Annotated in this window: 14 protein-coding genes; 4 read left to right on the forward strand and 10 right to left on the reverse strand. The window is 37.4% G+C overall.

Annotated elements, in window-relative coordinates:
• Positions 1–193: 193 nt before the first annotated feature.
• Both R3E32_08455 and R3E32_08460 read left to right on the forward strand, forming a co-directional pair.
• Positions 194–1,069 (forward strand): hypothetical protein, encoded by an 876-nt coding sequence (locus R3E32_08455; GenBank protein MEZ4884740.1) that lies wholly within the window; start codon positions 194–196, stop codon positions 1,067–1,069.
• A gap of 13 nt (positions 1,070–1,082) precedes the next feature.
• A complete protein-coding gene (locus R3E32_08460; GenBank protein MEZ4884741.1) occupies positions 1,083–2,567 on the forward strand; it encodes an O-antigen ligase family protein in 1,485 nt (494 codons plus the stop codon).
• Here R3E32_08460 and R3E32_08465 read toward each other — a convergent pair.
• The 4 genes from R3E32_08465 to R3E32_08480 form a co-directional block, all read right to left on the reverse strand.
• Positions 2,530–3,873, reverse strand: coding sequence for a DNA methyltransferase (locus R3E32_08465; protein ID MEZ4884742.1), 1,344 nt, complete (start codon positions 3,871–3,873; stop codon positions 2,530–2,532). The genes R3E32_08460 and R3E32_08465 overlap by 38 nt on opposite strands.
• Complete coding sequence (locus tag R3E32_08470; GenBank protein MEZ4884743.1) at positions 3,870–5,312, reverse strand: hypothetical protein; 1,443 nt, start codon at positions 5,310–5,312, stop codon at positions 3,870–3,872. The genes R3E32_08465 and R3E32_08470 overlap by 4 nt, the downstream gene beginning before the upstream one ends.
• 17 nt (positions 5,313–5,329) lie before the next feature.
• Positions 5,330–6,610, reverse strand: a complete 1,281-nt coding sequence (locus R3E32_08475) for an HNH endonuclease (GenBank protein ID MEZ4884744.1) — start codon at positions 6,608–6,610, stop codon at positions 5,330–5,332.
• 107 nt (positions 6,611–6,717) lie between these two features.
• Complete coding sequence (locus R3E32_08480) at positions 6,718–8,094, reverse strand: MATE family efflux transporter (protein ID MEZ4884745.1); 1,377 nt, start codon at positions 8,092–8,094, stop codon at positions 6,718–6,720.
• 172 nt (positions 8,095–8,266) lie between these two features.
• On the opposite strand from R3E32_08480, the gene R3E32_08485 reads away from it, so the two are divergent.
• The gene (locus tag R3E32_08485) at positions 8,267–8,560 is read left to right on the forward strand and encodes an SCP2 sterol-binding domain-containing protein (GenBank protein MEZ4884746.1); all 294 of its coding nucleotides are present in this window, start codon (positions 8,267–8,269) and stop codon (positions 8,558–8,560) included.
• A 56-nt stretch (positions 8,561–8,616) separates the two neighbouring features.
• Here the strand turns inward: R3E32_08485 and R3E32_08490 are convergent, their stop codons facing one another.
• The 3 genes from R3E32_08490 to R3E32_08500 all read right to left on the reverse strand — a co-directional run bounded on the left by R3E32_08490 (position 8,617) and on the right by R3E32_08500 (position 12,649).
• A complete protein-coding gene (locus R3E32_08490) occupies positions 8,617–9,813 on the reverse strand; it encodes a proline dehydrogenase family protein (GenBank protein MEZ4884747.1) in 1,197 nt (398 codons plus the stop codon).
• 20 nt (positions 9,814–9,833) lie between these two features.
• A complete protein-coding gene (locus R3E32_08495) occupies positions 9,834–10,916 on the reverse strand; it encodes a DNA recombination protein RmuC (protein ID MEZ4884748.1) in 1,083 nt (360 codons plus the stop codon).
• A 305-nt stretch (positions 10,917–11,221) separates the two neighbouring features.
• Positions 11,222–12,649, reverse strand: a complete 1,428-nt coding sequence (locus R3E32_08500; protein ID MEZ4884749.1) for a hypothetical protein — start codon at positions 12,647–12,649, stop codon at positions 11,222–11,224.
• A gap of 633 nt (positions 12,650–13,282) precedes the next feature.
• On the opposite strand from R3E32_08500, the gene R3E32_08505 reads away from it, so the two are divergent.
• On the forward strand, positions 13,283–17,434 hold the full coding sequence (locus R3E32_08505) for a C25 family cysteine peptidase (GenBank protein MEZ4884750.1): 4,152 nt from the start codon (positions 13,283–13,285) through the stop codon (positions 17,432–17,434).
• A 225-nt stretch (positions 17,435–17,659) separates the two neighbouring features.
• On the opposite strand, the gene R3E32_08510 is transcribed toward R3E32_08505, so the two are convergent.
• From R3E32_08510 to R3E32_08520, 3 genes are all read right to left on the reverse strand, one after another.
• Positions 17,660–19,225, reverse strand: a complete 1,566-nt coding sequence (locus R3E32_08510) for a T9SS type A sorting domain-containing protein (protein ID MEZ4884751.1) — start codon at positions 19,223–19,225, stop codon at positions 17,660–17,662.
• Positions 19,226–19,307: 82 nt separating this feature from the next.
• Complete coding sequence (locus R3E32_08515) at positions 19,308–19,757, reverse strand: T9SS type A sorting domain-containing protein (GenBank protein ID MEZ4884752.1); 450 nt, start codon at positions 19,755–19,757, stop codon at positions 19,308–19,310.
• A gap of 49 nt (positions 19,758–19,806) precedes the next feature.
• Positions 19,807–21,357, reverse strand: a complete 1,551-nt coding sequence (locus R3E32_08520) for a T9SS type A sorting domain-containing protein (GenBank protein ID MEZ4884753.1) — start codon at positions 21,355–21,357, stop codon at positions 19,807–19,809.
• Positions 21,358–21,437 lie beyond the last annotated feature (80 nt).

Below are 21,437 nucleotides of genomic sequence, written 5' to 3' on the forward strand. Positions count from 1 at the left end.
TAGGAGAACAGCAATCCATGATAGTTTGCAAAGGCTTCCGAAATTTTTCTTTTGAAAAGAACTATACAGCAAGCATAACCCGCCACATTTCAAGAATCAATTTCGGAAGTCTATCTCTGAATTATTTAGCAGGCGTTCCTAAACTTTTGCTACCTTTGCTCCCACTAATTAACAAAAAAAACAAGCTTGTTTTATGGAGGAACTGATTCGGATACTGCTCAAATGGTTGAAACCTATCGGAGTAGTGTGCGCCATTGCAGCAGTAGGAAGTGCTCTTGTATCACTCCTGCTTCCCAATTATTATTCATCTAGTGTTATTTACCAACCTTCCAATCCTCACTATATGGAACCCAGTAGTCTTTATTTGACTGAAGCAGGAAGCCAACCTGTGTATCTTTTTGGAGGTCCAAGTGACGTGTATCGTTTACAAACTCTTGCGGATTCTAGAGAATTGCAGGACTATGTTATCGAAAAATACAACTTGCACGAGTATTGGGAAATAGAAAAGGAAGAAAAATTTTCGGATTATAAAATCAGAGAACAATTTAGGGAATATATCAAAACGTATCAAACACCCAATGGCATGATGCAAACGGAGGTTTTGGACAAAGACCCTGTACTAGCTGCAACTATCTCCAATGATATTGTTGATTATTTGGACAAAATGAATAGACGGATAGTGACAGAAAAAGCGAAAGATAAATTGGCTTATTTTGAAGAGGATAAAGATATTCGCAAAGAAAAGATGATGTTTTTCAAAGACAGTTTGAATCATGTGATTCAAAACAACCCAAAGGATACGGTGACTCAAAATGTATTGGAAAAACTAATGGAATCGGCTCTCGGTCAATACAATCTCTCCAACACGATTTATGAACAGCAAGCCAAGGTGCTTCAACAAAAATATTCTACCCTCTATATCATAGAGCCTGCGATACCTGCTGACCGAAAATCAAAACCTGAACGATTGTTGATTATTTTGAGTGCAGTGCTTATCAGTTTAGGCGTGATGGTATTCGTGTCGGTTTTTGTCGAGAAGTTTAGGGAGATAAAGTTTGAAAAAAATTAAAACGCAACGATTCTTGAAGTCTTCTCTACATCCTTCTGACATTCAGCAAATTTCTCCGATTTATTTGTTTTCAGGATTTGCTGTTGTAACACTTTTGTCCGTTTTTGGAGCAATTGTGTTGGAGCAGTCAGTTTTGTATGCGCTACCCTGTGCTATACTTCTGTTGCTGTTTTTGTTGATTGATTTGAAGAAAATTTTCTTGCTACTAATATTCCTCATGCCATTTTCTATTGAAGTGGATTTGGGGGCAGTAGCTACGGACTTTCCGACCGAACCTTTGATGGTTTTGTTGATGTTTGCTGCTTTTCTATATTTTCGGATGCACCCTAATGCTTTATCCAAACAATTCACCCGACATCCAGTTGTCTTGTTGATTTTGCTGCATCTTGTATGGATAGGTATTACAGTTGTTTATTCCTTAGTTTTCTTGGTATCCTTCAAATTTTTCCTCGTCAAACTGTGGTACATCACCGTTTTTGTATTTTTAGCAGGCTTGTTTATCAAAGAAGAAAAAGACTTCAAGCCTGTGTTTTGGTTGATTTTTGTACCGCTTGTTTTTATCACTGCAAGGGCGATTTATCTCCATTGGACCTACGATTTTGGCTTTAGGATGGTGAACAAAACAATGGTTCCTTTCTTCCGAAACCACGTAAACTATGCTGTTTTCCTGGTCATTTTCTTGCCTTATATTTGGCTTGCCCGCCGATGGGTCAAAAAAGGAAGTTTGGTAAGTTTGTTTTTGCATCTTGGTTTAGTAGTCATATTGACAGGTATCTGGTTTGCCTATACCCGTGCTGCTTATGCAAGCATTCTGTTAATTCCTGCAATTTACTACATTTTCAAATTCCGACTATCGGCATTTTTGGGAATTATTGGTACAATTGTCATTACATTATCCATTTTATACTACTCCCAAGACTATCGCTTTCTCGATTTTGCTCCTGATTTTGAATCCACTATTTACCACCACAAACTCGGTTCGCATTTATCGGCTACATTTGAAGGAAAAGATGTTTCTTTTATGGAACGTGTTCACCGATGGATTGCAGCTATCAATATGAGTCAAGATAATTTTTGGGCAGGCTTTGGACCTGGTAATTTTTACCAATATTACAAAAACTATACGATTGGCGATTTTGAAACCTATGTGAGTGATAATCCCGAAAAATCAGGTGTACACAACTATTTTTTAATGACTTTGGTAGAACAAGGCATCATTGGGCTCTTTATTTTCATTGTTTTTATTCTTGCTCTTTTTGTGACGGGTGAAAATATATACCATGCTGCAACAGACCCCCATCAAAGGACTTTTATCATGGTCATTATGATGTCCATTGCTTTTTTGGTGCTCAATTTGTTTGTGTCGGATTTACTTGAAGCAGACAAGATTGGGCCTCTGTTTTTTATGAATATAGCAATGTTGATCAATCAGGGGATTCTTGTGAAAAACAAACAACAGGTTAGCCTTTCACAAAATCCATTACCCAATCCATCTTGATAATGCCTCCTCGTCCTTTTCTGTCAAAACGCATATAGCGGTTTTTGATTTTATAGCCCCATAGATTGACCAACTGGAAGCCCTCTTTTTCTGCAATTTCTATCAAAATGTTAGCGGTATCAATAAAAACACTGCTAACATTGCTGTTTCCTACAACCATAACATAATGACTTTCATTCTTCAATACACTATTCATCTGCTGAAAATGTTGGCGCATTTCTGAAAAATAACGATAGGTCAAATAAGCATGTTTGTGTCCATTTTTGGGGTCAAAAGTATAAATGTCGTGAAGAATTTGGTTGAGCATAGCACTATCCGTCAATGTTTCGAGAGGAGAATAAGAAGCATATTCGGGTTTATGTATGTGCTTTGTGCCAATGTATTTTTTTTTCTTTTGGTTTTGTTGGCTTTGCGTTTGCATATCGAAGAGGTCTCCTATCCAGAAAAGCTCTGCCATTTGATTGTAAATGTAATCAATCGCTTTGATGTAAGGCGGTGATGTAATCGCTAAATCTATGCTATTCGATGCAATGTGATTGGTAAGCGGCTTAGAACTGTTTGTATGAATAATTGTACTTTTCTGCTGGTCATTTATTCGCTTAGAAAAAGCCACGATTCTTTCTTGAAATAATTGCAGTTTCTTCAAAAATAGAGCAGTAGGTTCTTCTGGCGTTTTTATTTTGGTATGTGAAACATAGGTTTTTTGTGATTCATTATCTGCATTCGAAACTTTGCGGATAATAGAAGAAAAACATATCAACAGTAAATCCTGTATGTCCTTCACCTCTTTTTCTTCTCCAAACTTTACAGGTACTTCGTCAATAACCGTCCTAATAATGGATAAAATATGAATAGCCTCTTTGGTAAACCAGTGTTCAATGGTTTCACAATCAGGGCTAAAATTTCCCTTCTTACGGTGTTGAATTTCAAGTATTACCCAATCCGCTATTTTGTGAAGCAATGTTGGGTTCACCTTTGTTGTTTTCACTTTTGAAATCAAAACAGAAAGAGGGTCAATGTCAATACCTATACTATTTTGACCATTCACCAAACTCTCTACCAATGTAGTTCCTGAGCCACAAAAAGGGTCTAAAATCAATTTGGGAATAGACTCGCCAGCATATTTTTGTATGGCCCAACGGGGAATTTGAGGAATGTACTTAGCAGGGTATTTGTGAAAACCATGCGTTAAGGTCGTGACTTTTTGGGTGTTAATGTTAAAAACGGTGTTTTTGGGGATTTGTAAAGGTATTTTTTCTTTTACCGTCACATATTCCTCTACTTTTTTATTACTTATTGCTGTCATTTTTTCAAAAGAATTATGCTTTCTCTCAAATAAGATTTGAGTGATTCTAACTGCTGTTTTTGTTGTGAACTGGTGGTTAAATGTCTTGTTATCAAAATATTTTTTACTTCAAAGCCCAGTTGCTGCGCCATATCTGCAATGAGAATATCTGTTGGAATAATGACTCCCGTATAAGCAGAATTTCCCACAACAATTCCAACATGACCACCTTTTGCAGTTTGTTGATACAATTTCTTCAAAAGCATGAACATATCATCAAAATATCCCATTACCACTCTCGGTATTTTTTTATGCCATAATTTTTGATAATCAAATAATTGCAACAATTTTTCTAAGGTTGGATGATGATACACAATGGGTTTGTCAATGCCTGCATTGGTATTGGAACGAAACCCTGTTGTCCTCAATTCCTTCAATTCCTTTCTATTTTGCACCAATTCACTCAACCATAATTCGACTTTATGAATCTCAAAATAATCGAAACAATTGCAGTAGGGAGGTGAGAAAAAGGTAAAATGGATTTCGTCATTGAAACATTTGTCAAACTGTAGGCAATCTCCTTGAAAAATGACAGGTATTTTTTCAACCTTTCCATAGTGATGCTTTAAATCATGGAGCATCATTTGCAGTTTTTCCACCAAAATATTGACAACAAAACGAAATTTATCTTTGGGGAAATTGGCATCTTCCCACACAGACTGCTCAATGTTAATGTATCCATTTTTAGTGCGCTTTCGGTTTTTGTATTTGATGCCATTTCCTTCTTTCTTTACATTCGATACCGTTTCGACAATAGACAACCATGCAATAGTTAGTATCTTTTGAACGCCATAGTAGTCAATGGCTTCAATGTATTCCTTCAATTGCAACAAGGCATGAAGAATTGTTTCATTGAATACTTTATCAGAAAGTGTGAAACTGGTTTTATAGATTTTGCAGGAAACTTGAAGATGGGATAAATCATCAATAACTTTCTGCAAAAAATCAAGGTCTTTAGAAGTATAAAAACTATTCTCAACTTCCGCTACCAATACCGAAATTGGATTGACATCTATTCCATAAGATGCCACATTGTTCCACCTTGAAGCCAAAAGTGTTGTACCACTTCCACAAAAAGGGTCAAAAACACTTTCTTGAATATCTAACTCATTCAAAAACGCTTCTACTAATTTGATAGAATACCCTTCTCGGTAAGGAAACCACCGCTGAATAGGTGTTTTCGGTGCATTTTGAAAATGAACTTGATTGCTAAAGCTACTGCCATTTTGCAGCGAAAACTTTGATTCTAAATCTTTGATTAAGCGTCTTTGTTCCTCAATTTGGCTATTTTCTCTTTTAATTGCAACTTCATACAATCCAGGTATAACCATTTGTTCTTTGACATAATTCGTTATTTCAAAGTCTGCAATATATTGCCTTGTATTGGAAGTCACATTCATCTAAAAGAGGATTTTAATCAATATTTGAATTTATGGTTTCTGTGATATTCTATAAAAGATGCCAAAGGCAGCCTCTTATCTTTTCGGTTTTTGATAGGTCTATTTTCACTCGCAAGTATTATCTTTTTGATATGCTGTAAGGTGATTTTTCGCTTAAATTCTTCTGCAACAATTATTTTGCTATCATTTGTCAATGTAAAATAGCCGCTATCAAAAGCAACATGACAATGACGGCACAAGCATAAACCATTTAAAACGTGTGTACGATGTGGAATTTCACTTTCTCTTATCCTATCAGGCTTGATGTGAGCAGCTTCAATAAAAATGCCCCCTTCCACATCACATTCAGGAACAGCACATTGATAGCTGTACTGCTTTTTTATTCTCAAAGACCAAGTAGCATTTCTGATACGTTTTTTAGTCTGCACAAATTTTGTTCCTGTGCTTAAAATATCCATTTCAGGAATCAGCTTTTCTTCTTCTGCTGCAATAGCAGAGAAAATAGGTTCCACCAAATATTCTTCAAATAAACCTCCAAACTCATCTTTCTGTTCTCCAATATCAAGAAAAATCTCTTTCACCAATTCTTGAAAAGGAGCAATAGGCAAAAGAGGATTTTCTCTTATGGCTTCCCAATCTGTATCGCTTAATTCTAAATTCGGTTGAAAATTCTTAATGGCTTCAAATAAGGTTCTATATTGTTGATTATATACTAAATGCGTGTTTTTAAACAATGTAAACATCCCAGTATTGATTAGGTCTGTACCCCAATAAGAAGCATTTTTAGCGCTTCCTGTTTTCCTTCCATCTACTAAGATTTTGAAAGCAGCGGTGGATATTGCACCATTATTATCCAGTGTATTAAATAAGGTCTTCAAAGGCAATTCTCCTTGAGTAGGATTACAACTATACTGAGGGTTGGTCTTTCGAAAAGTATAGATTGATAAGGAATGTAGTAAAACTAATTGGTAGATTTTTCTCGCAGCAACATCATTACCAACACTATATAATTCATTCCATAAATCTCCCATTGTAGTCCATTCCAAAGGACAAGTTGATCCTTCTTTGATAAAACCATAGCGAATCATTGCCCGAATTTTCGTTTGCATCTGAGAAGGGGTAATTTCAACACTATTGGCAAATTTATACATTTTTTTATTACCTTCTCTCCCTCCTGACCATTTGAACCCACTATATTTCAATTCCCTACTCACCAAAACCAATTGACGAGTAATAATCAATTCGCTCAAATGTGAGCTTACCCTCGAATGCAGCCAATCACCATTTACAGATGCCATTTTATTGATTTTACACCATCAAAAATACAGGAAATTTACTGCAAAAGACAATATTTTTTGCAAAAATTGAAGGATATTATAAAAAAACTATTCTTTTTAACCAAAAACTACTCCGTCTTCAATGCTTCTACCCTAGCCCACTTCCCAAACTCCCGCCAAATCATCCATACCACCACCCCAATAACAATCAAATTGACAGGAACTCCCGCATAATAAATGCCATCTACTCCAAACCACAGTGGCAAGGCTAAGGTAAAAGGTATATACAAAAGTACTTCTCTCGAAATCAAGACAATTCCCGCACTCTTGGCATTTCCAATGGATTGAAAAAAAGTAGTACCTATCAAGAAAATGGGCAGAACAGGAAGGGTACTGAGCATGATCCGAAAATTGAATACATCGTTTGGAGTAAGTGTCGCATCTGGCAACATCCAACCCAATATCATTTCAGGAAACAAGAGTATAAAAGCCCACAAAAACAAAACAAACACAGTTCCGCTACCTGCAAAAACATTAAAAGTCTGCTTCACTCTTTGAAAATCTTTTGCACCAAAATTTATCCCTAAAATCGGCTGCATGGCTTGTGCAAAACCCATAGTTGGTAAAATAACCAACAGAAATATCCGATAACAACTGCCCATAAATGCCAGGTCCCAATCGGTTCCATAATAGGCTAAAGATTTGAATACCACCGCTTGCTGTACAAAAAACATGACTTGCAACATCATTGCAGAAGTGCCAATACTCAAAATAGGACGCAGCAGTTTTTTTTCTAAGCTAAAAGTAGTCAATGAAATAGGATATGAAGCATGGCCCCTCACAAAATATAAGACCCCTAAAATGGTGAAAACGCCCATGGCAGCGACCGTTGCCCACGCCGCTCCTGCAATACCCCAAGCAAATACAATGATGAACAAAGGATCTAAAACCATGTTGAGTAGCGTACTAACTATACTCAAAGCCATTGCTTCTTTGATTTTGCCTTCTGCCCGAATCAACATATTGATGGCCACCGCATAAATCCTGAAAAAAGCTCCTATCATCGTAATACGGTAATAAAGCGTTCCCATCTCCAGAATTTCGCCTTTTCCACCCAAAAAAGCAATTAAATCACGAGCAAAATAAATACCCAACAGGCTCAATACTGTCGATACAATAACGGAGAGCGCAGTCAATGTGCCAAAAATCTTTTTTTGCGTAGTTTCATCATCCGACCCAATCGCTATGCTCAATAAGGAAGATGCCCCCACTCCTATCATTGCAGAAAAACCATTGGTAATCATGGTCAAAGGGAAAGCGAGAGAAATAGCTGCTACCGCTTCTTTCCCGATGAATTGCCCTACAAAGATTGCATCTACAAATGCATTGATGCCATTGACGGACATACCGATGATAGCAGGCGCAGAAAGACGTATCATCAATTTCCAAATACTTTGGGTTCGTATTTCGTGTGTTAAGGTGTTTTTAGGAGCAATAACTGCCATTTATTTTGTTTTGCCACAAAAGTCTATAATTAATCGGAATTTTTATAACCTCAATTGGAAGGATTGAATATGGATTGAAGTAATTACCTTATCTTGCAGCCGTTTTTTATCAGAGCTAACACAGTATGTAAATGTTAGCACTATTTACCATTTTTAACAAATTTTTACGACAATGAGCTTAGATGCTATCACAAGTGAATTTCAAAAACGGGCAGCACAAGTTGCTCCTTTAGGTGCAACCTTAAAAATAGTCTTAGATGATAAGGTTATTTTTATTGATGGCAAGGGAGATGCCAATCAGGTGTCTAATGAAGATGCTGAAGCAGACTGTACTATATCTACTACTTCTGAAACCTTTATGGCACTTCAGAGCGGTGACTTGAATCCTATGGCTGCGGTGATGAATGGTGATATTGCCATTGAAGGAGATATGATGGTTGCGATGCAATTACAGGGTTTGATGTAGGTTGAGTTTTTAATATTGGAGATTAATATATGCGTCATATATTAATCTCCAATTTATTATTTTAATCTCTTTCGTCTGTCCAATTCATTCACTATCAGACTCAATTCTCTCCCCATTTGCCCCGAAACAGCGGTATTTTCATCTGCTCGCCGAATCAAGTACGGGATTACCTCTTTGACAGGGCCATAAGGTAAATACTTAAAAATATTGTAGCCTGCATTTGCCAAATTGAAGGAAATATTGTCACTCATTCCATATAATTGCGAAAAATAAATATGTGAGTAGTTTCTATCCAACTGTTTTTCTTCAATGAGTTGACAAAGAAAAGCATTGCTCTTTTCATTGTGAGAAGCACAACAAACGGTCATGGTATCTAAATGCTCTACACAATAGGCCAATGCCAGATTGTAGTCACGATCTGTCGCTTCTTTATCTGGCTGAATAGGAGAAGGATAGCCCATTTTTGCAGCCCGTTCTCGCTCTTTTTCCATGTATGCACCTCGCACAAGCTTTGCCGCCAAAATGTAGCCTTTCTTTTTTGAGGCAGCATGATTTTCCTTCAAAAATTCTAAGCGATCGTGCCGATACAGTTGATAGGTATTGAAGATAATGGATTGTTCTACATTGTATTGTTCCATCATTTCCAACACAAACGCATCAATTGCAGGCTGTACCCATGTTTCTTCTGCATCAAAATAAATGGCTACTTTGTATTTATCGGCTGCTTTGCAGATTTTCTGCAATCTTTTTTTGACATTCTCCAACTCATCCAACTCTTTCTTCTTCAATGGCTTATCTTCACTGATTTTTTGGAGTAGGTCAAAACGTGCCAAGCCTGAAATTTTACTGCTTACCGCATGAACTTGGTCGTCTTCCCGAGCATGTTTGATTGCTTTGGCAATTTGTTTTGCAGCTTCGTCAAAATCATATTCTGTTTCTTTCGCTTCAACGCCATAATCCAGTAAGACTTTCACGCCAAATGTTCCCAACTTGTCAATCACCTTTTGGGTTTCCTCCAACGTTTCGCCACCACAAAACTGCTCATAAATTGTTGATTTAAAAGCTGTTTTCACAAATGGAATGTGGTATTGAAGGGCTATTTCTACAAATTTTGTTCCCCAATCTACCAGTTTTTCATGGTTGATGGTCTTAAAAAGGATTTTTGCTTTGTGCAACTTATTAGTTGATTTGTAAGCAAATGCGACTTCGGTATCATCGAACCGAACAGGAATAGGGATGTCTGTTTCAGGCATAATTTTATTAAGATTAATAATCATTCAGGTCTATCGAATAAGGTAGGTTGATAGCTCCCACCTTGCTCTGTATCTGTAATTTGATAAATATTCTTGTCTATTTTTTGGAATTCACTTGCAGCTTGATTGTACATATTCACAGCCGTTCCCAAGTGCTTGCCGACTTTCTCTAAATAACTTTCGTAAGCCGAAAGATGTTTTCCCAACTCACTCACTTTTTTGATAACTTCCTTCACCGAATTTTCAATTTCCAGGCCTTTCAAGCCAAGTAAGAGGGTTTCGAGATAGGCATAAAATGAAGTAGGCGATACCAAAACAACCCGTTTCCGAAACGCATACTCTACCATATCTCGACTATCAGCCGCATTGTAGGCCAACAAATGTTGGTAAACTCCTTCGGCTGGAATGAACATAAACGCAAAAGCAGTCGTATCCTCTCCTACCCTCACATATTTGGAAGTTTCGTCAATGCGCTGTTTCACATCGTTTCTAAAAAGGCGTTCCAATTTCACTTTCAATGTTTTATCATCCGTTTGAATCATGCGGTTGTAGCGAGCCAACGAAAACTTTGCATCAATGGGAATAATGGTATCTCTAAAAAAAATTGCAGCATCTACAATTTCACCATTGTTGAAGCGATATTGCATTTTATATTGCTGTGGCGAGAGAGTATTTGCCAACAAGGTCTCCAAAAAGTATTCCCCCAAAACACCTCGCTGTTTGGGATGCTGCAATATGCGTTCCAAGCTTTTTATCTGCTCTGCAAAAGACAATACTTGTTTGTTTGTGCTTTCCAATTCTCCAATTTTGCTGGTGATTTCCTGTATGAGTTTTGAAGAAGCACTGTGTTGCTGTTGAAGGTGTTGGGTATTGTGTTGTTGGTGACTGCTAATTTGTTGTATCACCTTATCCAAACGGTGCTGCATTTCCTGTCTTCCTTGTGTTCCTGTTTCACTCATTTCCTTTTTGAGGTCTTGCAGCAGGGTCAGCATCAACTGCATGGAAGCACTCTCTCTAGGCTGTCGGTTCGTCACCTGAAAATAAATCAACCATATCAATGCCACCAAAATAAGCGTACCCAATATTAGCATATATTGTTCCATAATGATTAGTAGATTAATGACCCGTGATTGGTTTTTTAACTACATCGAAGGATTGTCTGACACATTTTTTTTTATTCATTCCTTACTAACACTCAAAAAATTAGACTCATGGATATTTTTAGTGGAGCAGTTAAAGACTTTTGTAGTTTCCTTTTGAGAGCATACTGATTTTCAAACATTCCATATCTTTAAAAATAAATTACAAAAGTCTCATTTCACTAAAATCTTCGATGAACCAAAAATTAAGTCCAGCATTTGAAATTTTCAACTATCTGATTGAGAAGTGATTTTTTAATTCTTATTCCTTACTTATCTTTCAATTCTTCAATTTTTTCCAGCAGCCATTCTCGGTTTGTAATATACTGCAATTCTTCAAGTTCCTTACGGATATCTTTCACATTTGCATCAGGGTCAAAACGTGCTTTGGCGAGTTTGTTTAGTAAACGAATAAAATTGTGATAGGTCTTTTGGAAATGCTCTGCAATGTTGGTGTCACGGTGCAAATAAATGCGAAAAGCATGTATAAGCGCAAACAAAGCCTCATCTTCTTCCAATTCATAATAGGTTTTAGCAAGCAAGGTTTTGTGTTCAGCATAGTTATAAGCATCTTCAAACTCAAAACTAAGTAAGAAACTTAGGGTTTCTGTGTAATTTTTTTTATGGAAATTTAGTTCCGAAAGGCTGTAATTTACCCAGTTTTCTCGGTTCAAAGGTACAAGCAAAGGACTGTATTTTTCAATAAACATTTCTGCCCACTCCAATTCACCCAATCGAAGTCCTGCAATGAGCGCATTTCTGAAATTAATGTGGTTGTTGATAAATCCATTGTCAATCAATATATCTCGTTCAAACATGAGTTTGTATAGCTCATAAATGTCTTTGAGGTATTTACTTTCACCTCCTTTCAATTTTTTATTAAGGTAGTTAAATGTCGCAATATATATCTGCCTAATTTCCATTATAGACAAAGCATCTCGATGTTTTCCCAACAAAATTTTCAACTCTTCATAATATGTATCTTTTTCCTCTTTCAACAACAACAAGAGGCGATAATACAGATGAATAGCTGGTATATGTTCAAAAGAATTGGTCTCCAAATAATTCAATATCTGATCAAACATTTGCATGTTGTGATCTACCGTAATCACACTTTGACTATTAAGCATTGCACAGCAATACCGCAATTTTAGGGCTAAATAAAAATAATCTAAGTTGTTCACCGCTTCTTCAACATTGGTATCTATCAACCTATTATTTCTCCTGATACTGTGATCAAAAGCCACATCTTCAATGCGATGAACATAGTAGTAATGAGTCGCTGATTTCTCTTTGGTTTTTGCCGTTTGTTTTTTTAATTCCTGGTATTTTTGAGCAAAATGTTTGTCAATATACCTTCTATCAAATGCTGTCAAAAGCAATTCATCAAACTGAATATCAGACGATTCTCTATCAATTTGAACAAGGAAGGCCTCCAACAATTTTGCCAATTGTGACATGATATTCCGCAGTTTTTGGACATTAAATTTTTGCTTACTCCCAAAAACCGTCTTGTACGCATTTTCTTTGGTGAAACGGGTATTTTCAAAATCAGGGTAATATTTGCGAATAAATTTCAGCAATGCAATTACCTTATCATTCTTATTGAAGAAGGGCGAATTTACATAATCATCAAAACGCTTGATTTCGCTGTCATCTAGTGCTTGAATAATCTCTACAAGTTTTGTTTTCTGCATACAACGTGGATAAGTGATAGAATGTGTTAATGCGAAAATTTGATAAAAAGTTGCATCTTCCTAAAATTCACACAAAATTAGGCTTTTTTTAGGCTTTTTTTGAAGCTATTTTTTAGTATAAAAACTGTATCTTTTTAGTATCAGTAAACACTTCCTAACAGCAATTAAATCAGCTACTTAATATCATTTCATTTTCATTTTTATTTCCATTTTTCCCTTCAAAAAAATGTTATGATTGGCAATTCTTGTACTTTCAGACACCAGCATGTCGGAGTATATTTGTGATGTAATTAAACGGAAAGTAATTGTAGCAATATTGCAAAAAACAAAATCAAGTGTATGTAAAAAAATCCTTGTAAAATTGTAGAAAACCATTCGAGGGAGCAAAAAGGCAGGAAAGTAATAGATGTGGAGTCAAATAACTTTAAAAAATAACCTTTTTGCTCCTTTTTTTTGAAGAAGAAAGATGTCCGATTGTCGAAAGATAGCGGACTTTGTTGGTTTATGTTGTTAGCAAATTATTATTTTGTTGAAAAAATAGAAGAAAGTAAGAGAAACTTATTAACTTTATATTTCGAATAAATGAATGAAGAATTGTTTGTTTATCCTAAATGCCCTGTAAAAAACATCGTTATGCAAATTTTTAAACTACCCTACATACATTTTCTACTTATATGCCTCTTACCACTTACTGCTATTGCACAATCATCCAGCAGTTATTATGCAAATGAATGGATAAATTATAACCAATCCTACTATAAAGTTAAAGTAGGTGATGATGCTTTGTATCGTATTTCTTTCGATGCACTTCAAAAAACAGACCTTCCATTATCGGCTGACGGCTTTCAATTGTTCCATAATGGTGAGCAAGTGCCACTTTATGTTAGCAGCAGTGAGAACTTGACGGGAGAAGATTATATAGAATTTTATGGACGAAAAAATGATGGTCGTTTTGATAGCCGTCTTTACCAAGAAGAAAATGGACAACTGAATCCGTATAAGAGTTTGTTCAACGATACATCAACCTATTACCTAACATGGAACAACACAGCACAAAATCTTAGAGTTCAAGACACTGAAAACGATGTGTCGGCTTTTGGCATTGCAGAGAAGGAAACCTTCTTTATGCACGAGGTTTTGTTGATGCCCGATAAAAAGAACCAATCAGTAAGCCGTTTTAGTAGAGGAAAACCAACTATGTTGGCTTTTAGAAGTGCAAGATCTACTACAAATGAAGCAGATATTTTATCGCCTTACAACTACGCAGACTTTGAAAGAGGTGAGGGTCTTGTGGACTCTATCATTGACAATAGTTTCCGAAAGTATGGTATGCCAACTCCTGCCCTATTCAAAGGAAGCAATGCGCCAATGGCAGAACTGGAGGTCAAAGTTGTAGGAAGAAATGACGATACGATGGTAAACCCGGATCACCATATTCGGGTAAATGTCAAAAACATACCTTATTTGGATAAGTCGTTTGATGGCTATGAAACACCAGATTATACATTCCCAATAGCAGCAAGTGATATCGATAACAAAATCACTCAGATAGTTGTAGAATCCGTTGGAGATTTGCTAAAAGCACCCGAAGATGATTGGCAATCAGTTGCTTATTTGAAGCTTCGTTATCCCCGAACTTTTGACTTCAAACCCTACATAGACAATGATTTTATCAACTCCAACCAATTTGTTTTTGAACTAACCCACAACAATATTTCTTATATCGAAATCGAAGGTTTTAGCGGTGGTAGTAATCCAGTTGTCTATGATTTGACGAATCATTTACGATTGATTCCCAATATCAAAAATGGCAAATATAGAATCGCCCTACCCGCAGGAACAAACGTTGCAGATAGCCGAAAGTTGGTCATTAGTGCTACTGAAGAGGTTTTCAATGATTTAAGTGGTCGAGATGATATCATCAAAATAATGAATGATATTGAAAGAGTAAGATTTACAGACTTCAAAAAAATAAACAATCAAGGAGATTTTATTCTCGTCTATAACCCACAATTGGTTTATTCTTCGGCTGATTTTGACCAATTTGAAGGTTATGCTAAGTATAGAAGATCAGAAGATGGTGGTTCTCACAAAGTTGTCACTGTATCTATTGAAGAATTGTATGACCAATTTGCGTCTGGCATCAAAACACACCCATTGAGTATCCGCAATTTTGTAAACTATGCAGTTGATAAATGGACAATCAAACCTGAATATATGCTATTGGTAGGAAAATCCATTGATTACAGAGACATTGCGTTGGATCCGCTCAACAATTACCACAAGTGTTTGATACCTTCTTATGGTTCTCCTCCATCTGATAATATGCTCACAGCCAGAGATGCAAGCACCTATTTGCCACAGTTAAAAATAGGCAGAATTCCTGCTCAAACCATTGCAGAAACCTTCAATTATATGAACAAGGTGACAGTACACGAAGAGCAGCAAAGAAATCCTGCATGTACGAAAGAGGAAAGATTATGGATGAAACGAGTCTTGCATCCTTTCCAAGCATCTAATAATGATGAGGGTTTGTATGTAGTCAACAATGTAATGAATCCTTTGAAGCAAAAAATCGAAAATAGCACCTATGGCGCACATTCTCAACGTTTTGCTCAAATCGGCACAAATGATGCTAGTAATGTGACCAAACAGTACAATCAGATGGTAGAGAAAGGTGCTGCCTTAGTGACTTACTGGGGACACTTGGACGGTAATTGGCGCTGGCAATTTGATATTTGGAAAGCTTCAGAATACGATAGCACGGGTAGATTTGCCTTCTTCGCACCAATATGCGACCATGCAGGACAGATTCACAAACGAATGACAGGCAGTAACGAAAAATCGCAAGCAGAAGAATATATCTTGGAAAGACGGGCTGGTGCCATCGGCTATTTGGCAGGTGTTTCTTATTATGAAGATTTTGAACAAACAAAAGATTTTCATATCCGCTTCTACGATTTACTCTCCAACCAAAACTATGGACACTCCGTAGGTGCTTCTCTACATCAGTGGTTTGAAGAATCTATTGCCAGTGCAACACCCGAAAATGAACCCTACATCAAACTCATTGCAGAACACCTCACTTATGTAGGAGATCCAACAATCTGTTTGTTTGCAGGAGATAAGGCCGACTATGTGGTTGAAGAGGAAGATATACAAATCATTAACCCAAACAATGGAAATATTATAGACAAAGTAACTCCTTTCATGTCGGAGTTTACTGTGAAAGTCACGGTATCTAATTTGGGTAAAGCCTCTAATGACTCCATCGAGTTGGAGGTAGTGAGGACACTGACGGACGGAACGCAAATCAATTTGGCAAGCAAAAAAGTATTGGCTCCCCCTTACCAACAAGCCTACTACGTCAATGTCGCCAACGATATTTTTGAAGGTGATGGAATCAACGAAATCAGCGTTTCGATTGACCAAAAAGACAAAATCAGTGAAAGCTGTGAGGACAACAATTTTAGCAAAAAAACCCTTCAAATAGAAGGCAATTGTGAAATGTCAGAAACCGTTGCAGCAGTTGATAATATTGTAGTAATGGACGACCAAGATGTTTCCAACTTGAGTATGGCATCTATTGGTGAAAACTATACTTTTGAATGGTCGAATGGCAGCACTGAAAATGCCATTGAAGTAACCGAACAAGGTATTTATACCGTCAATATCACCGATGATTTGGGCTGCAATGTCGAAAAAACCTTCAAAGTATATCCAAACGATTTGGTCTATCCCGGCGATGCCAATTACGACGGAACTGCCAATATGTACGATTTATTGTCTATTGGTTTAGGCTATAATTTTGAAGGAGAGCTAAGAGAAGATAGCGATATCTACAACTGGGATGGCCAATTGGCTTTTGATTGGGATACGGAAATAGTAGCGGATGCTTTGAACGCCAAGCACTCAGACTGCAATGGTAATGGAATCATCAACAGCGATGATGTTACTGCTATCAAAGCCAATTATCACCAAACTGTGGACAAGACAGCCTCCACTTTTGAAACCTATGATGCAGCCTTATATGTGGAAGCAGTGGACACAATCATTCCTGGCTACGAACACGTTTTTTCGGTGAATTTGGGAACTGAGAATAAGCCTGCCGAAGGGATTTACGGAATTGCTTTCACCGCAGAATTTACCCTTGCAGAACTTGGCGAAGACGACACCATACAACTCAACGCTCCAATGGCTACCTACGGCAATTCTTGGTTGGGTGTGAAAGGGCAAGATATGCTTACCCTAGATACTATCATGAACAATACATTGCTATGGGATGTGGCACTGACACGAACCAACCACGAAAATAGAACAAGTTATGGCGCACTCTGCAATTTGGGTTGTGTGATGGTGATAGGAAGCCTTAAATCGGCTGGACAGCGTGAAGTACCTATCAATTTAACCTTGAAAAATGTGGTTGTCACCAGAGCCGATGGTTCTAAAGTTCAGCTAAAATCTACGAAACGCACCTTTGTTATTGCCGATCCTGTAGTGACGGGCATTGAAGATGTAGCCAATACTTTTGCATTGATGACTCTATCGCCCAACCCTGCTAACAGCCTCGTTTACTTGGACTTCAAAGGGTATCAACCCCAAGAAACAATGACTCAAATCCACCTATACGACCTTGCGGGTCAGTTGCTTATCAGCCAACAAAAAGCAATTCGCAACAATGATCGGGTGACTTTGGATATTGCTGATTTGCCAGAGGGTATGTATTGGGTGCAAATGGTGAATGGGAATGCTCAAGTGACTAAGAAATTATTGATTGCGAAGTAAAAGAGTGATTGGTCTATTAGTGACTGGCAATTAGTTTCCAAAACTATTAACTGTCAGTCTTTTGCACAAAAAACAAGCTGCAAGTTATTTGGTTGATGTTGAATAACTTGCTCCTTATTGGAAAGGGAGAAAAGATATTTTAGATATCCTTTCTCCCTTTTTTTGTTTTGACTCTTCCACCTATCATTACAAAAAGGAAAGAGCATTTATGGAATTCTGAGATGCTCAATACACCACCAACTTCTCCACGCCCAAACTTTTTCCATTCAACTGCCAATCCACAAAATAAATACCTGCCTCTAAATCATCGACACTAAGAAAACGGAAGTTTTCAAAACTTCCGTTTTCTATTTCCACCAAATCCATTTTCTTCAAAACCTTTCCCGAAACATCCCGAACCACCAATTCCGATTCCTTCAATGTCTCTCCAACATCCCCCTCGCCCCCTTCAAAGGGGGAATAAAACTGAACCGTCACTTCTCCTTGTGTTGGATTGGGATAAAGCGAAAACCGTTTTTGTTCGGATTTTGGAAATTCTTCAATGTGGGTAATTGTGCTGCTGTCACAGCCAAATTCAAAACAGCCATTGCCGAGGCTGTCGACTTTTAGTACCCACCCAAACTGAGGAAAAGGAGAAGTGCGAAAACCCGTGATGATGTATCCGCCATCATTTGTTTGGTCGACATCTCGAATCCCTAAATTTTCCATTCCTGGTAGGTAATCAATCACTTTCGTCCACAAAGTATCTCGACCGTAAGGCGTAAGACGCATCATTCGAGGACGAACGGGAGCATTTTTTTTCAATCTATGATTGGCAAAACCCAAAAAACCACCATCTTCTAAAGGAAACAATCTCCATGTTCCAGTGGTGTACCATTCTTCGTAAGTATTTTCCTCCAAAGTATTCCCGCCTTGGTCAATATGCCGAAACATCAAGTAGTTAAACATACTCTCTCTTCCACCCTCCGAGCCATACAAAAGATAGGTACTATCGGGGCATTGATAAACACCAACAGCACTATCGTCCCAGTCCAGGGTCCCGTAGCTTTTTTCCCATTGGGCATTACCCAAACTGTCTATTTTGACCACATAAGCTTCTTGTTGATAAGCACCAGCGAAGTCCTCTTCCACATGCCCATAGCCCCCCAATAAGTATCCTCCGTCCAAAGTTTCGATTATATCAAATATGAAACTGTTGTTTCCCTCATCTAAGGTATAACGTTGTTCCCACTGCTGATTGCCCAAACTATCTGCTTTGACCACATACATCGTCCAATATTGAAAAGGAGTGACATTAGGGACATAAGCTTCTAATCCACCTACAATAAATCCACCATCTTTTGTTTCCAAAAGAACAAAAGGTGTTTGGTCTCGTTCATCTCCAAATTCCCTCTCCCATAGAATCTCCCCTTCTTTATCAAATTTAATGATGCCTATATCTATACTCTTTTCTTCTGTTGATTTGTTATAAGCTATTAAAAAATCATTATTTAAACGAATTAATAGGTCTCCTGTACTCATAGACAAATGCTGCTCTAAATCAAATGCACGCAAAATTTGTGTTCCAATCGACCTACCTTCTAAATCAATTTTATGTAAATAAAGAGCTTTGTGAGAAACGGAAGTGTAAGTTCCTACCGCTAAGAATCCATCTTCTACAGATATGCCAGCCCTCAAAAAAGTATTGATGGTGTCTGCTCCGATAGTTTTGAAAAAATAATCGAAACCTTGACAAAAAAGAGGGGTTTTAGTACATAAAAGAAAAATAAACAATATTGCTATTTGTTTCATAGTATTTTTTAAATCGAAGATGAGTAAATAAGTAACAGGCTATAATTTCTCTTGGAAAGTTATAGCCTGTTTTCTATCAATTCTATCTAATGATGATAAACTTATTCAGTTCATTTATCTCTCCATTTTGATGAAGGTGGGTAAAATAAATTCCTGAAGGTAAATCTTGAATAGGGATTACTTGTAAGTGATTTACTGGAGTTGAAAGTACAATTTCTCCATGCGTATTCAGTATCTCCAAGTGGATTTCCTCTTTATCAAATAACTTATCTGTTAGTTTGATGACGATATGGTCATTTGCAGGATTGGGATAGAGTTCATAGGACTCTTGGAGAGTAGTTGTTGCTTTTTTTGAAGCATTTGAAATAACTGGAGTAGGTATGCGTTCAAAAGTTTCATCGAAATATTCTGCCAAAAACATTTCTGCCAAAGTGGAAATTTGGGTGTCTTTGTTGGAGGTATGACTGCGAATCAGTTGTTCTTGACTTGGAGAGAAGTTGCCTTTTGCTTGTATTACGGTAGCGAAATTCATAAGCATACATTTTCATATTAAGACAAAGTTCCTATTAAAAACGCTGCCTTCAATACACCACCAACTTCTCCACGCCCAAACTTTTCCCCTCCAATTGCCAATCCACAAAATAAATACCTGCCTCTAAATCATCGACACTAAGAAAACGGAAGTTTTGAAAACTTCCGTTTTCTATTTCCACCAAATCCATTTTCTTCAAAACCTTTCCCGAAACATCCCGAACCACCAATTCCGATTCCTTCAATGTCTCTCGAACATCCCCCTCGCCCCCTTCAAAGGGGGAATAAAACTGAACCGTCACTTCTCCTTGTGTCGGATTGGGATAAAGCGAAAATCGCTTTCGCTCGGACTTGGGAATTTCTTCAATGTGGGTAATTGTGCTGCTGTCACAGCCAAATTCAAAGCAGCCATTGCCGAGGCTGTCGACTTTGAGAACCCAACCGAATTGTGGGAAGGGAGAAGTGCGAAAACCCGTGATGATAAAACCCCCATCTTTCGTTTGGTCGACATCTCGAATGCCTAAATTTTCTTCTTCTGGTAGGTAATCAATGACTTTCGTCCACAACGTATCTCGGCAATAAGGCGTAAACCGCATCAAGCGAGGGCGTAAACGGTCGTTTTCTCTAATCCGTTCAAAGGTTACTCCCAGAAAACCACCATCCTCCAAAGGATACATCTTCCAGGCATAAGTGTACCGCTCTTCATAGGTATTTTCTTCCAATGTATTACCATTCTGGTCAATGTGACGGAACATCAAATAACTAAATATACTTTCCGCTCCCCCTTCTTGACCATAAAGCAAATAGGTACTATCGGGATATTGATAAACACCAACACCACTATCATCCCAATCCAACGTACCATAATTTCTTTCCCATTGAGCATTGCCCAAACTGTCTATTTTGACCACATAAGCCTCTCGCTGATAGGCTCCCGCAAAGTCTTCTTCCAAATGTCCGTAGCCCCCCAACAAATAACCTCCATCTAAGGTTTCGATGATGTCCACAGTCAAACTGCTATTCCCCTCATCTAAGGTGTAGCGTTGTTCCCATTGCTGATTGCCCAAACTATCTGCCTTGACTACATACATCGTCCAGTATTGAAAAGGCGTTACATCGGGTACATAAGCTTCAAGCCCACCAACAATAAATCCACCATCTTTCGTTCTCAAGAGTATATGTGGATTTTGATTTCTAATATCACCATATTGTTTTTCCCATAAAACCTGCCCTCTACTATCAAATTTTATTACGCCTATATTTCTACTATTATCTTCTTCGTGTTGATTATAAGCCAACAAAAAATTATCATTAAAATCAATAAGAAGGTCTCCCGTATTCATAGACAAATGCTGCTCTAAGTCAAAGGTACGCAGAATCTGTGTCCAAAGGGCTTTTCCTTCTAAGTCAATTTTATGTACATAAAGGGCTTTGTGGGAAACGGAATTGTAAGTTCCTACAGCTAAGAATCCGTCCTCCACCGAAATACCTGCTCTCAGAAAAGTATTGATACTATCATTACCCACCGTTTTGAAAAAATAATGTTGACTGTAAGAAATCTGAGAAAATAATAATAATATAAGTAGCTGTATTTTTTGCATTCGAATGTATTTTTATGAGGCTTTAAAATCAATCAAGCTCCAATAATTGTATCAATCATTGGAGCTTGACTTTTATTGAT

The organism is Chitinophagales bacterium, from assembly GCA_041392475.1.
Taxonomy (GTDB): Bacteria; Bacteroidota; Bacteroidia; order Chitinophagales; family UBA2359; genus JAUHXA01.

What these genes read in the sequence shown, in the direction of transcription:
- R3E32_08455 (MEZ4884740.1), top strand. Translation starts at nt 194, where the DNA reads ATGGAGGAACTGATTCGGATACTGCTCAAATGGTTGAAACCTATCGGA.
- R3E32_08465 (MEZ4884742.1), bottom strand. Translation starts at nt 3,873, where the DNA reads ATGACAGCAATAAGTAATAAAAAAGTAGAGGAATATGTGACGGTAAAA.
- R3E32_08470 (MEZ4884743.1), bottom strand. Translation starts at nt 5,312, where the DNA reads ATGAATGTGACTTCCAATACAAGGCAATATATTGCAGACTTTGAAATA.
- R3E32_08475 (MEZ4884744.1), bottom strand. Translation starts at nt 6,610, where the DNA reads ATGGCATCTGTAAATGGTGATTGGCTGCATTCGAGGGTAAGCTCACAT.
- R3E32_08480 (MEZ4884745.1), bottom strand. Translation starts at nt 8,094, where the DNA reads ATGGCAGTTATTGCTCCTAAAAACACCTTAACACACGAAATACGAACC.
- R3E32_08485 (MEZ4884746.1), top strand. Translation starts at nt 8,267, where the DNA reads ATGAGCTTAGATGCTATCACAAGTGAATTTCAAAAACGGGCAGCACAA.
- R3E32_08490 (MEZ4884747.1), bottom strand. Translation starts at nt 9,813, where the DNA reads ATGCCTGAAACAGACATCCCTATTCCTGTTCGGTTCGATGATACCGAA.
- R3E32_08495 (MEZ4884748.1), bottom strand. Translation starts at nt 10,916, where the DNA reads ATGGAACAATATATGCTAATATTGGGTACGCTTATTTTGGTGGCATTG.
- R3E32_08500 (MEZ4884749.1), bottom strand. Translation starts at nt 12,649, where the DNA reads ATGCAGAAAACAAAACTTGTAGAGATTATTCAAGCACTAGATGACAGC.
- R3E32_08505 (MEZ4884750.1), top strand. Translation starts at nt 13,283, where the DNA reads ATGCAAATTTTTAAACTACCCTACATACATTTTCTACTTATATGCCTC.
- R3E32_08510 (MEZ4884751.1), bottom strand. Translation starts at nt 19,225, where the DNA reads ATGAAACAAATAGCAATATTGTTTATTTTTCTTTTATGTACTAAAACC.
- R3E32_08515 (MEZ4884752.1), bottom strand. Translation starts at nt 19,757, where the DNA reads ATGAATTTCGCTACCGTAATACAAGCAAAAGGCAACTTCTCTCCAAGT.
- R3E32_08520 (MEZ4884753.1), bottom strand. Translation starts at nt 21,357, where the DNA reads ATGCAAAAAATACAGCTACTTATATTATTATTATTTTCTCAGATTTCT.